Source organism: Nocardia sp. X0981 (genome assembly GCF_977089955.1).
In genome coordinates, this window is record NZ_OZ372435.1 from 3,419,635 (window position 1) to 3,432,294 (window position 12,660).

13 protein-coding genes are annotated in these 12,660 nt (G+C 69.8%); 4 read left to right on the plus strand and 9 right to left on the minus strand.

Annotated features, from left to right (window positions below; translation table 11 throughout):
• Window positions 1–197: 197 nt before the first annotated feature.
• From ACYR7D_RS15220 to ACYR7D_RS15255, 8 genes are all read right to left on the minus strand, one after another.
• Window positions 198–1,172, minus strand: coding sequence for an ROK family protein (locus tag ACYR7D_RS15220; protein WP_459545239.1), 975 nt, complete (start codon window positions 1,170–1,172; stop codon window positions 198–200).
• Window positions 1,169–1,660, minus strand: coding sequence for a hypothetical protein (locus ACYR7D_RS15225; protein ID WP_459545240.1), 492 nt, complete (start codon window positions 1,658–1,660; stop codon window positions 1,169–1,171). Before ACYR7D_RS15225 ends, ACYR7D_RS15220 begins: the two co-directional genes overlap by 4 nt.
• Window positions 1,657–3,057 carry an ArsA family ATPase gene (locus ACYR7D_RS15230; RefSeq protein WP_459550166.1) on the minus strand — a complete coding sequence of 467 codons (1,401 nt, stop codon included), beginning with the start codon at window positions 3,055–3,057 and terminating at the stop codon, window positions 1,657–1,659. The genes ACYR7D_RS15225 and ACYR7D_RS15230 overlap by 4 nt, the downstream gene beginning before the upstream one ends.
• On the minus strand, window positions 3,054–3,491 hold the full coding sequence (locus ACYR7D_RS15235; RefSeq protein WP_459545241.1) for an SRPBCC family protein: 438 nt from the start codon (window positions 3,489–3,491) through the stop codon (window positions 3,054–3,056). The genes ACYR7D_RS15230 and ACYR7D_RS15235 overlap by 4 nt, the downstream gene beginning before the upstream one ends.
• A gap of 42 nt (window positions 3,492–3,533) precedes the next feature.
• Window positions 3,534–3,911 (minus strand): polyketide cyclase / dehydrase and lipid transport, encoded by a 378-nt coding sequence (locus ACYR7D_RS15240; protein ID WP_459545242.1) that lies wholly within the window; start codon window positions 3,909–3,911, stop codon window positions 3,534–3,536.
• Between the two features lie 135 nt (window positions 3,912–4,046).
• Window positions 4,047–5,174 carry a glycosyltransferase family 4 protein gene (locus ACYR7D_RS15245; protein WP_459545243.1) on the minus strand — a complete coding sequence of 376 codons (1,128 nt, stop codon included), beginning with the start codon at window positions 5,172–5,174 and terminating at the stop codon, window positions 4,047–4,049.
• A 45-nt stretch (window positions 5,175–5,219) separates the two neighbouring features.
• The gene (locus ACYR7D_RS15250; RefSeq protein WP_459545244.1) at window positions 5,220–6,305 is read right to left on the minus strand and encodes an NlpC/P60 family protein; all 1,086 of its coding nucleotides are present in this window, start codon (window positions 6,303–6,305) and stop codon (window positions 5,220–5,222) included.
• Between the two features lie 169 nt (window positions 6,306–6,474).
• On the minus strand, window positions 6,475–7,050 hold the full coding sequence (locus tag ACYR7D_RS15255) for a C40 family peptidase (RefSeq protein WP_459545245.1): 576 nt from the start codon (window positions 7,048–7,050) through the stop codon (window positions 6,475–6,477).
• Between the two features lie 506 nt (window positions 7,051–7,556).
• On the opposite strand from ACYR7D_RS15255, the gene ACYR7D_RS15260 reads away from it, so the two are divergent.
• Together ACYR7D_RS15260 and ACYR7D_RS15265 are read left to right on the plus strand one after the other, a co-directional pair.
• Window positions 7,557–9,380 (plus strand): DEDD exonuclease domain-containing protein, encoded by a 1,824-nt coding sequence (locus ACYR7D_RS15260; protein ID WP_459550167.1) that lies wholly within the window; start codon window positions 7,557–7,559, stop codon window positions 9,378–9,380.
• Between the two features lie 61 nt (window positions 9,381–9,441).
• Window positions 9,442–9,717: an Lrp/AsnC family transcriptional regulator gene (locus ACYR7D_RS15265; RefSeq protein WP_459545246.1), complete on the plus strand. Its 276-nt coding sequence runs from the start codon at window positions 9,442–9,444 to the stop codon at window positions 9,715–9,717.
• Window positions 9,718–9,736: 19 nt separating this feature from the next.
• Here the strand turns inward: ACYR7D_RS15265 and trpD are convergent, their stop codons facing one another.
• The gene (gene trpD / locus ACYR7D_RS15270) at window positions 9,737–10,795 is read right to left on the minus strand and encodes an anthranilate phosphoribosyltransferase (RefSeq protein WP_459545247.1); all 1,059 of its coding nucleotides are present in this window, start codon (window positions 10,793–10,795) and stop codon (window positions 9,737–9,739) included.
• Between the two features lie 226 nt (window positions 10,796–11,021).
• Here trpD and ctaE point away from each other — a divergent pair, with 226 nt between their 5' ends.
• Together ctaE and qcrC are read left to right on the plus strand one after the other, a co-directional pair.
• Window positions 11,022–11,630, plus strand: a complete 609-nt coding sequence (ctaE, locus tag ACYR7D_RS15275; protein ID WP_459545248.1) for an aa3-type cytochrome oxidase subunit III — start codon at window positions 11,022–11,024, stop codon at window positions 11,628–11,630.
• Between the two features lie 121 nt (window positions 11,631–11,751).
• Window positions 11,752–12,615, plus strand: coding sequence for a cytochrome bc1 complex diheme cytochrome c subunit (gene qcrC, locus ACYR7D_RS15280; protein WP_459545249.1), 864 nt, complete (start codon window positions 11,752–11,754; stop codon window positions 12,613–12,615).
• Window positions 12,616–12,660 lie beyond the last annotated feature (45 nt).

The window sequence follows — 12,660 nt, forward strand, 5'->3', positions numbered from 1 at the left end:
AACCGGGATGGAATGTGGGGATGCCTCTCGGATGCGACTCTACCGCCGGTCGCAGATCACCTCCAAGCCCGACGCGGAATCTCACTCCGCCTTCGGCGCGTTACTTCACCAGCGGATTTCGGATACGGAAAGGTAACGGACCGGCTTCGGGGCGGCCGGTACCGCGCGAACCCGCCACCGGCACGGGCGATACCGGTTCACCGGCCGCTGATGACAGCGGTGCGGGCCAGTTCCGCGGCGCCGATCATCCCGGCCGCCTCGCCCAGTTGCGTGGTCCGGATCCGGGCCAGCCGACGATGGCCGTGGCCGGTCACCGCCGCCGCGTACTCTTCTCGCGCCTCGTCGAGGAACAGCGGCGACGAACTGCTCACCCCGCCCGCGATCACCACCAGATCGGGGTCGAAGATATCGCCGACGAACGCCAGCCCCAGGCCCAGCCAGCGGGCGAAGTCCGCCATCACCCGAAGAGCCAGTGGATCACCGTCATGGGCGGCGTCGGCGACTCGGCGACCGGTGAGCGCGCCCGGATCGGCCACGATCTCGCGGGCCAGGGCCGAGGGCGCGGAGTCGGTGGCCAGTAGTTCGATCGCGGTCTCGGCCAGCGCGGTTCCGCTGCAGTACCGCTCCCAGCAGCCCTGTTTACCGCAGGCGCAGTCCCGGCCCTGCGGGACGACCTGTAGGTGCCCGAGTTCCGGAGCGACCCCGTGCGTGCCGCGGTACAGCGCGCCGTCGATCAGCAGGGCGGCCCCGATCCCGGTGCCGATGGCCACCAGCACCACATTATGGCCGCCGGCCGCGGCACCGAACCGGTACTCGGCCCACATCGCGGCGTTGGCGTCGTGTTCCAGCAGCACGGGCAAACCCAGCCGGTCGGTGAGTCGTTTCGCGACCGGTGCGTCCCGCCACGGCAGATGCGGTGCGAACCGCACCGTACTTCGATCGTGGGAGACGAATCCGGCCACGGCGAGCCCGACGGCGTCGAGTGTGTGCCGGTCGGCGAGTTCGTGGACCGCGCGGCCCAGGGTCGCTTCGAGCGCGGGCGCCGAATGCGGGGTCGGATACTGCACGGTGTCGAGAACGGCGCCGTCTCCATCGACCACCGAGGCGCGGATATTGGTGCCGCCGATATCGATCCCGACGGTCAGCGGGGCGCCGGGGCCGGTTCCGCTCATCGTTTGATGTTCACGGGTATACCGATGTAGCGGGACCTGCCGGTGCGCGCCGACCGGTCGCGGGTGCCCGTTTCGTCCGCGGCGTCGGGTTCCCCGGATCCGCTGCCGGGGAAGGACTCCGGCTCGGCCGTATCCGCCGCCGGGCCATCGGCCGTTTCCGCGGCATCGGACCGGTCCGGGGCGGGGGTGCGATGCTCGTGCGGCACGATCGGATCGACCGGCGTCCCGGCCAACGCCTCACGCAACACCGTGACGATCGCGGTGCCGTGTGCGGCCACGGCGGCCAGCACCTCGTGATGCTCCCCCCGTACCAGCGCCGCGGCGGCACACACCGGACACCAGGTGCAGTTGTTCCACTCGGGCCGGCCGTCCTCCGCGGCGGCGCGCAGCACCGGCTCGACCCGTTCGAGTACGGCCTCGGCGAGCAGCCGGAGTTCTTCGGCGAATTCGGCGACGCCCTCGGGCTGGCGGTAGTCGGTTCCGGTCACTGCGGCCACTCCTGCGGGTCGGGTCGGAAACGGACCACCAGGTAACCGTCGTCCAGTTCGGCGGTACTCACGGTGCAACGGCGTAGCACGGGCGCCAAACGCATTCGGCGCCGGACACCGTCCGCTCCCACGATCAAATCGTCCTCCACTCGTCCCAGTCGTAGCGTGGCCGGATCGGCCACGGGCAGATGGATGCGCAGCGCGTACACCGAATGCAGCCCGGTGCCCGATTCCAAACGCACCGTCGGCCCCGCGCCCTCGGCATGCTCCCCACTTCCGGTGTGCCCGGGCGGCACCGCCGGGTCCGGACTTCCGCGCACCGCTTCCGCGCCGCCCGTCCGGGCGGCCTCCACATCACCGGCCTCTCCGGAGCCGGCCGCGTCGCCCGCGACCACGCACGACAATCCGGCCAGTGGCCCGAGCCCCACCGGTTCGGGCCCCGTATGCCCGGCCACGAGAACCGGGATCTCCGGCATGGACCGGCGCAGCCCGCCGATCACATCGAGCTGTTCGGCGTAACGATGCAGATACCAGTGCACGGCCGGATGCACCGGTTCCGCCGGAGCCGGTGGCGGAACCGGTGGTAGCACCTTGTTCACCACCACCGCGTCCAAGCGCAACCCGAGCAGAGCCGTCGCCGAGCGCACCCGCGCGGACTCCGCGACCGCGACCCGTTCGGCCAGCGTGATCAACCGGGCACTGGTGCGCTCCCGGTCGGCCAGCAGATCCCGGACCTCGCCGACCGCCGCCACCACGCGCTGCGTCGTCGCGGCCAGCACCGCGCGGCGGATATCCGTGCCCACAGCGCTCATCATCCGCTGGTGCGGCGGCCAGACCCGGTCCAGATAACCGAGCACCGTCTCGGGTGCGGTGATGATACGCAACATATCGGCGGTGGGCGGACAATCCAGGACGATCACATCCCATTCGTCGTCGGAGGCGTAGTGGGCGATCTCCACCAGCATCAGCAATTCCTGGACCCCGGGCAATCCGGTCAGCTCCGCCGGATCCAGCGCGCTCAGATCGAGGCCGTGATCGTGGCCCGGCTCGGCGAGCAGCAGATCGGCGATCACGCGGAAGCGTTCCTCGAGCAGGGCCAGCGAATCGAGTTCGATCACTTCCAGCCCCGGTAGCACCCGGGTGATACCGGGTACGGTGCCGGCATCGTGCGCGAAACGGAAGCCCAGGGCGTCGCCCAGGGAATGCGCCTGATCCAGCGAGGCCAGCAGCACCCGCCGCCCCTCCCGCGCGTAAGCCATGGCCCGAGCGCAGGCCAGGGTCGTCTTCCCGACCCCGCCCTTGCCCACGAACAGCTCGACCCGCGTGTGTGCGCGTTCTCCGCGGACACCGCGACCACCCCGGCGAGCGGTGTCCCCGCCGCGCTGCGGCCCGGTCAGCCTTCGACCCGTTTCTTCAGTTCCTTGAGCGCGGTATCGGTGATCACCTTCTCCGCCTTGCGTTTGAACATGCCGATCATCGGAATGGTCAGGTCCACCGTCAGTTCGTAGCGCACCTCGGTACCGCCGTCGGGGAGTTCGACGAGCTCGTAACGACCCTCCTGGGCTTTCTGCAGCTCACCTTCCACCAGTGTCCAGCTCACGGCCAGATCGTCGGGGCGCCAGGTGTAGGACAGGACGTAGGTGTCCTTGACGACACCCGCGTCGAGCACGAACCGAGCGGTGCGGGCGCGGCCGTCGGAGCCGGTCTCCAGCACCTCCACCGATTTGGCCGCCGACACCCACTCGGGGTAGGACGCCAGATCGGCGATAACGGACATCACCTGCCGTGGGGGTGCCGCGATGACGATCGATCTCTGGGTCCGGTCGGCCATAGGTTCTCAGTGGTTCCTTTCGGCGATACGGTACGGAATTCGTCAGTTCTGTGGGCCGACACCGGCCGGGCGGTCGTCCTCGAGCCGGTCCTTGATCTCGAACGACATGACCTTCCCCGCCACCCGGCGCGCCCGGTTCGCGGCCGCGAGCTTGCGCGGCGGCAGCGGTTGCGGCGGCTCGGCATGGAGGAAGTAGTGCATGATCACCCCGTCCAGCGACGGCTCCAGCCACACCTCCATGGTGCCGGTCAGCGCGCCCCGCACCGACCAGCGAATCCCCTTGTCGCCCCGGTCTTCCCGGACGTCCAGCTCGAGATCCGGCCACCAGCGCCGCCATTGGCCGGGGGCAGCCAGCGTAGCCGCCACGGCGGCGCCCGGAGCGGCGAGGAAAGTTTGGTCCGCGACCTGGATACTGCTCACCCTGGTCAGCGTAATGGATGGCTGTGTTCGTTCGGCGGCGCCTTCGGCGCCGCGGGAGCGACGGAGCGCGGGAGTGAAGGCCCGAGACACAAGAGGGCCCCGAATCCGCGGCGCCGCAGAACAAACACAGCGTGGTCAGTACAGCAGCTGCCGCAGGCGGGCGCCCAGGGTGTCCCAGCGCCACTGTCGTTCGACGAAGGCCCGGCCGGCGGCGCCCATGGTGGCGGCCGCGTCGCGGTCGGCGAGGATATCGATGAGCGCTTCGGCGACCCGGTCGGCGCGACGGCCGTCGACCACTCGGCCGGTCTGTCCGTCGAGGACCGTTTCCGGTGCACCGCCCGAGGTTCCGGCGACCACCGGAACGCCCGAGGCGGAAGCCTCCAGGTAGACGATGCCCAGCCCTTCGACGTCCAGTCCCGCGCCGCGGGTGCGGGCGGGCATGGCGAAGACATCGGCGATGGTGTGGTGGGCGGCGAGTTCGGCGGCGGGTACCCGGCCGGTGAACACCACGTCATCGGCTACGCCGAGAGCTTCGGCGAGGCCGCGGAGCCGGTCTTCGTACGGTCCGCTGCCGGCGATCACCAGGACCGCGCCGGGTATACGCTCCCTGATCTCGCGCATGGCGACGAGGAGTACGTCCTGGCCTTTGCGGGGCACCAGGCGGGACAGGCACAAGATGGTGGGCCGGTCCCCGAGTCCGTAGCGTTCGCGCAGTTCCGCGCGGGCGGCGGGATCGGGGCGGAACACCTCGGTGTCCACGCCGGGCGGCAGGTACTCGAGGGCCGCGTTCGGTCCGAACGCGGAAGCGAACCGGCCGCGGGTGTATTTGCTGATGTAGGTGATCACGTCGGTGTGCTCGCCGATGGCCCGTAGCGCCTGTCGCGCCCCCGGCAGCATCGACCAGCCCACCTCGTGCCCGTGTGTACTGGCGAGGACCCGTTCGGCGCCCGCGCGGCGCAGCAGCGGGGAGAGCAGGGCCAATGGCGCGGCGGCGCCGAACCACACCGTTTCGCATCCCTCGGCTCGTAACACCTTCCGCGCCCGCCGCAGCACGCCGGGTGTCGGCAGCATCAGGGTGGTCGGGTGACGGACCACCTGGAACGACTGTTTCGCGTCGAATCGCCGGTGGCTGTCCCCGCGCCATCGGGGCGCGTAGACCACCAGATCGTCCGGGGGCAGCTGCCCGGCCAGTGCCTGTAGATACGACTGGATACCGCCCGGCCGAGGCGGGAAATCATTGGTAACCAGCAGAGTTCGAGCCATACCGCTCACAGTATGTGCGCGCTGTCCGGGACGGCGCTTCGGGTGTCAGTAGCGGCGGGCGGAGTGATAGGGCGTGGAATCCATGGGCGCTACGGCGACGGGGACACCGAAGGTGGACGCGTGCAACATGAGCCCGTTACCCGCGTAGATGCCGACATGTGAGATGTCGTCGTAGAAGAAGACGACATCGCCGGGTTGCAGTTCCGAGCGGTCGACGGGGGTGCCGTAGGCGGCTTGGGCGGAACTGGTGCGCGGCACATCTTTGCCGACCTGTTTGAATGCCCATTGCACCAGGCCGGAGCAGTCGAACTGGTCGGGCCCGGTGGCGCCCCAGACATACGGGTCGCCGACGCGGGTGAGACCGGCGGCGAGCGCGCTGGTGCCGCTACCGGGGACGAGGTCGCGCAGCAGACTGTCGCGGTCGAATCCGGGTGGGAACGGGGAACCGGCGAGGGCGGTGCGCTCGGCGGTGGACAGGGTTCCCCAGACTTCGATCACGCGGGCCACCGCGTTCTGCAGGTCGGTCTGTTTGCGCTGGACGTCGCCGCGGACCCGGTCGGCCTGATCGGTCGCGGCTCGGGCGGTATCGGCGGCGGCGCGGGCGGCCGACTGCGCGGCGGTCGCGGCGTCGGTGGCGCGTTTGTACTGTTTCAGCTGGTCGGAGGTCTGCGTGGCGACGACGTCCAGGGTGGACATCTGGTCCAGCAGTTGCTGGGGGGAATCGCTGACCAGGACCGAGAACAGCCGGTTGGTCCGGGCGCCCTGATAGGCCGCGATGGCGGTGCGGTCGATCATGGGCCGGTATCGGGCCACCTCGTTGCGGGCGGCGTCGACGGCGGCGGTGGCCGCGGCGAGTTCGGCGTCGGCGTCTCGTTGGACGGCGAGTTTCGCGTCGAGATCGGCCTGGGCGTCGAGCGCCTGCTGGTTGAGCTGTTCGGCCTGCCGGGAGAGGTCGATCATCTGCTGCACCGCTTCGGTGGCCGAGGTCGGCGCGGGGGCGGGGTCGGCACCGGCCGGGCCGCCGCCGTACAGGGCGGCGGCGAGGAGTCCGGCGGCCAGGGCGGAGCGGCCGAGCCGCCGGTCCTGCCCGGTGCGGCCGGGTTTCCGGTGACTCCGATGTTGTGCTGCCACAGCGTGCCGTGCCCCGCTCTCCTGTAACGCGCGATGCGATGAAGCCGGAAAAGATCTCGATTAGATTACGGAACGGGCCCGCGGGGTGTCCAGTACGACACGAAACGGTCACACCGGCGACCGCCGGAACCGGAAGCGGGCGTGCGGGTCACCCGCGCGGGCCGGTGTCTCAGTAGCGGCGTGCGCCGGTGAACGGCATCGAGGAGATGGGCGCCACCCGGACGGGCGTGCCCGCGGTGGAAGCGTGGACCACGTTGCCGTCACCGGCGTACAGGCCGGAGTGGCCGCCTCCGTAGAACGACACCACGTCGCCGGGGCGGAGGTCGCTCATCGAGACCGGGGCGCCCGAGGCCAGCTGCGCATCGCTGGTGCGGGGTAGTTCGAGGCCGGCCTGGCGGTAGGACCACTGTACGAGGCCGGAGCAGTCGAAGGCGTCGGGTCCGGCGGCACCGTAGACGTAGGGCGCGCCGACCTTCGAGAGTGCGGCGTCGAGCGCGAGCTCGCCCGCGGTCTTCACGGGAGTGACGAAGGGGGGAGCGGCCGGGGGGTGCGGCACTCCCATGCCGGGTATGCCCGGCGGGATCGGGATCTCGTCGGGCACCTCGAACGTACCCACGCCGGGAACGGTCACCGGCTGGGCGGTGGCCGGGGCGGCGGGGAGCAGGAACGCGCCCAGGGTGGCAGCGCCGACGGCTCCGGTTGCGGCAGCGCGCCGCGCCTGTCGCTTGACGGTGTTGAACGCCATGATGCGGTCCTTCCGATCTCCCCGCGCGGCCGCACCGCCGATGGTGCGCCGGACTCCGCGAGGTCTCGAAAAGATTACGAACAGATCACGGTGATTTGTAAAGGTCGACCCGGCGGTAAGGGACGGCCCTCCAGTTTCCTCGTGGCAAATCATGCGAGTGAAATCACAGCGGGAAAATCGGATTGCGAGCCTGTTACGCCCAGGTGTGCTCGTCGGGCGAATTCGGATGCGGCACAGCCTGCTACGCGGTGGAGTTGGTGGAATTCTCCCAGTTGGATCGGCAAGTTGTCTTGTCCTGGACAATGGCACTTCTACGACAGGACGCCATGTTTGCTCTTGGTGTTACGCCGGGTTTTGGGAACTTCGACCATTTTTCGAATCATCAAGCAATTGCATAGCTATCGGACATGGGGTATGAACTGGCACACATATGGGTGGTGATGGCCGCGGAAGGGGAATCCGGAGAGGTTCCGGGCACGACGAACGCACCGTCGGCCGCGCACGGGATGTCGGTACCCTGCCGTACCCTGCCCGCCGTGTCCGAACCCCTTCCGCTGCCCGCCGCGCAGCTGGCGTTCGACCACCTCGACACCCCCCTCTACGACACGACCTTCGTGGTCGTGGACCTGGAAACCACGGGAACCAGCCCGGCCCAGGACGCGATCACCGAGATCGGCGCGGTGAAGGTGCGCGGCGGCGAGGTCCTCGGTGAATTCGCCACCCTCGTCGACCCGCGCCGAACGATTCCACCGGCGGTCGTACAGGTCACCGGCATCACCACGGCGATGGTGCGGGCCGCGCCACCGATCGAGGCGGTGCTGCCCGGCTTCCTGGAATTCGCCGCGGGGGCGGTCCTGGTCGCGCACAACGCCCGTTTCGATACCGGATTCCTGAAGGCCGCGGCGGCCCGCTGCGGCACCCCCTGGCCGCACACCCGGGTGGTGTGCACGGTACGGCTGGCGCGGCGAGTGCTCACCAAGGACGAGGCGCCTTCGGTCCGGCTCGGAGTCCTGGCCCGGCTGCTGGGCGCGAATACGACCCCCACCCACCGCGCCCTCGACGACGCGCGCGCCACCGTCGATGTCCTGCACGCCCTGATCGCCCGGGTCGGTAACCAGGGAGTGCGCAGCCTCACCGAGCTCATCGACTATCTACCCGAGGTCACCGCGGGTCAGCGGGCTAAACGCGCGCTGGCCGCGGATCTGCCCGCGGCGCCGGGCGTCTATCTCTTCCGCGGTCCCGCGGAAGAAGTCCTCTACATAGGGACCGCGGTGGATCTGCGCCGCCGGGTCCGCAGCTACTTCACCGGCTCCGAGACCCGGGGCCGGATCCGGGAAATGGTGCAGCTGGCCACCCGGGTCGACCACGTGGTGTGTGCGCACGGGCTGGAGGCCGGTGTCCGGGAACTGCGGCTGCTGGCCGCGCACGCCCCGCCGTACAACCGGCGGTCCAAATTCCCGAAGCGCGCCTGGTGGATCACGCTCACCACCGAGGCCTTCCCGCGGCTGACCCTGGTCCGGGATCCCGCCGGACCCGCCGTGGGCCCGTTCCACACGCGGGCCGCCGCCGCGGATATCGCCGCGATCCTCACCGAATACTGCGGTCTGCGCACCTGCACCACCCGACTGTCGCGGTCCGCGCTGCACAGCTGCCCGCCGGAAGCCGTCGGCGGCTGCCCGGCCGCCACGTCCGTACCGCGCGGCGCGACCGGCTACGCCGCCGCCCCGGCGGCCGCCCGAGCCCTGTTCGCGGGCAGTGACGATGCCCCGCTCCGGGCGATGCTGGCCGGGGTCGACGACCACGCGGCCGCCGAACGATACGAATCCGCCGCGCGCCTGCGCGATCGGGCCGCCGCGGTCATCCGCGCCCTGCACCGCACACAGCGTCTCGTCGCCGTGGCCCGGCTGCCCGAGCTGATCGCCGCCCACCCCGACGGTGCCGGCGGCTGGGAATTCGCGGTACTGCGCTACGGCCGGCTGGCCGCGGCGGGGACGGCGGCCCGCGGTGTGCCGCCGATGCCGGTCGTGGAGCGGCTCGTGGCCTCGGCCCAGACCGTGCGTCCCGCCGGTATCGCGGCAGCGGGCTGCGCGGCGCCGCCGCTGCCGGAGATCGCCACTCCGCACGCACATCCCCTCTCCGGCGCGCTCCCCGAGGAAGTCGCGGTGATCACCCGGTGGCTCGAACGGCCCGGGGTGCGGATAGTGCGTACCACTACCGGTTATGCCCAGCCCGCCCGCGGCGCCGCCCGTTGGCTGGGGTGGGCAGATACCGCCGATGCCGCGGTGGACGCGGCGCGTGGTGCGGCGGTCTACGACGAACAACGCGGCTGACCCGCTGGATATGGCGGCGCTGCCGCGCGGCCCCCGGGTTCGCGATGCTTAGGCTGGTCCCATGATTACCGCGATCGTTCTGATCCAGGCCGACAACGGGCGCATTCCGGAGACCGCGCAGGCGGTCGCCGATACCGAAGGCGTTACCGAGGTGTACTCCTGTGCGGGCGATATCGACCTGATCGCACTGGTCCGGGTGCGTGACCACGAAGAGGTCGCCGAGGTCGTCACCGCCCGGATCGACAAGGTCGCCGGCGTCGAGCGCACGGTCACTCATATCGCGTTCAAATCGTATTCACGCGCCGATGTCGAGGCGGGCTTCTCCATCGGAGAGTGATCCGCGGCCCGCGCCGCGGTCAGTCGTCGCCGAGAGTGCGGGTGAGCGCCACCCAGCGATCCAGCAGTGCCGCGGCCGCGCCGCTGTCGATGGAGGTGGCGGCCCGTTCGATCCCGGCGGCCAGGTGGTCGTCGAGATCGGCGGTGCCGTCCGCGCCGCGGGACAGGTCGTAGGCGGTGATCGCGGCGGCGGAATTCACCAGGACGGCGTCGCGTACCGCGCCGGGGTTTCCGGCCAGAACGTCCCGGGCGACCTGGGCGTTGACCCGGGCGTCCCCGCCGCGCAGGGCGTCCAGATCGACCCGGGGGATCCCGAGACGCACCGGATCGATCACGGCTTCGCGTACCTTGCCGTCCGCCACCACATAGACGTCGGTGACATCCGAGGTGGTGATCTCGTCCAAGCCGTCGCGCCCGCGCACCACCAGTGCCCCCGCCCCCCGATCGGCGAACACTCCCGCGATCGTCTCCAGCAGGTCGGCGAACGCGCAGCCCACCAGCCCGGCGCGCGGCTGTGCGGGGTTGGTGAGCGGCCCCAGCACATTGAAAACCGTCGGAATGCCGATCTCCTTGCGGGCGGGGCCGGCGAACCGCAGCCCGGAATGGAAGAGCGAGGCGAAGCAGAACCCGATACCGACCTCGCGGACGCAGCGCGCCACCGACTCCGGTCCGAGGGCGAGTTTCACTCCCAGCGCCTCCAGCACATCCGCGCCCCCGCTCTTGGAGGAGGCGGCCCGGTTACCGTGCTTGACCACCGGCACCCCGGCCGCGGCGACCACGATCGAGGACATCGTGGAGATGTTCACCGAACCCGACCGGTCGCCGCCGGTACCCACGATGTCGACCGCGTCGCCATCGATCTTCACCAGCCGCGCGTGGCCGAGCATGCCGCGCGCCATACCCGCCAGTTCGGCCGGGGTAGGGCCCTTGATCTTCATCGCGACCCCGAACGCGGCGATCTGCGCGGAGGTGGAGTTGTCGGTGAATATCTCGTCGATCACCCAGCTCGTATCGTCCGCGGTGAGGTCGTGTCCGTCGGCGAGGGCTCCGAGCATCTCGGGCCAGCTGCGCACGCTCATCTCAATCTCCTCGTCGCACCGATACGCGTGACCGAACAGTCATGCACACCCTAAACCGCGTGCGGGTGCCCGGCCCGGACGACTCATCCGCGCTGTTCGGAGCGGCCGGGCTGCCGACACGCCGGGCCGGCCCGAGAGAGCCGCCGGGGCGCCGGATCCCGACACGGATGATCGAGATGGGAACCCGACTTAGACTGTCGTACTACGAAGAGTCATACTTACCCCCGTGACGACCGCAGTAGGTACCTCAGGATCGGCCATAACCCAGCGTGTGCATTCGCTGAACCGGCCCAACATGGTCAGCGTCGGTACCATCATCTGGCTGTCCAGCGAGCTGATGTTCTTCGCCGGCCTCTTCGCGATGTACTTCGTCGCGCGCAGTCAGGCCCCCGAGTGGCCGATGCCGCCGACCGAGCTGAACCTCGGCCTGGCCATCCCGGTGACCGCGGTGCTGATCGCCTCGTCGTTCACCTGCCAGATGGGTGTGTTCGCGGCCGAGCGCGGTGACGTGTTCGGGCTGCGCCGCTGGTATGTCCTCACCTTCTTCATGGGCCTGTTCTTCGTGCTCGGTCAGGGTTACGAGTACATCCACCTGGTGGACCACGGGACGTCGATCTCCGGCAGCTCCTACGGCTCGGTGTTCTACATCACCACCGGGTTCCACGGTCTGCACGTCATCGGCGGTCTGATCGCCTTCTTGTTCCTGCTCGCGCGGACCAAGATGAGCAAGTTCACCCCCGCGCAGGCCACTGCCGCGATCGTCGTCTCCTACTACTGGCACTTCGTCGACATCGTCTGGATCGGGCTGTTCGCCGTGATCTACTTCGTCCAATGACCCCGGCCGGCGTCCGAGCGTCAGCGCCGCGGGAGGTAGCGCAGCGTAGCCACGCAGGCGCCGCGCGGACGCACAAACCAACCCTGCCCACCACGGTTCCGTCTACTTCAAAGGGACACAGATGAGTTCATCGCCCCCGACAGCGCCAGCGCCCGCCAGCGGTGGGCACGGCGAGGCCAGCAAAAAGCGCAGGCAGCGCCGCATCCGCCGCCGGATAGCGGGTGGTCTCGCGCTCATGGTGGGCCTCGTCGGAGCCGGTTTCCTGGCCTCGGCGCTCACCCCCGAACCGCAGATCGCCACGGCGAACGAGGACTCGGTGGCGCTGATCCGTGAGGGCCAGCAGCTGTACGAGACCTCGTGTATCACCTGCCACGGTGCCAACCTGCAGGGTGTCACCGACCGCGGTCCGAGCCTCATCGGTGTGGGTGAGGCGGCGGTCTACTTCCAGGTGTCGTCCGGGCGTATGCCGATGGTCCGCAACGAAGCGCAGGCCGAGCGTAAACCCCCGAAGTTCGATGCCCACCAGACCGACGCTCTCGGCGCCTATATCGCCGCCAACGGTGGCGGCCCCACCGTGGTGCGTGATGCCAACGGTGAGATCGCCCAGGAGTCGCTGCGTGGCGGTGATATCGGCCGCGGTAGCGAGCTGTTCCGGATGAACTGCGCCTCCTGCCACAACTTCACCGGCCGCGGCGGTGCGCTGTCGTCCGGTAAGTTCGCGCCGCCGCTGGATCCGGCGTCCGAGCAGCAGATCTACACCGCGATGCTCACCGGCCCGCAGAACATGCCGAAATTCTCCGACCGGCAGCTGTCGCCCGAAGAGAAGCGCGACATCATCGCGTACGTGAAGGACGCGGCCGAGGCCAAGACCCCCGGCGGCTGGGGGCTGGGTGGTTTCGGTCCCGCTACCGAGGGGCTCGCCATCTGGGTCATCGGCATCGTGGCCGTGGTCGGCGCGGCGATCTGGATCGGATCCCGGACATGACCGGAACAATGCCCTGCGGCGCGAGCTCGCACGGAGGGCACCCGG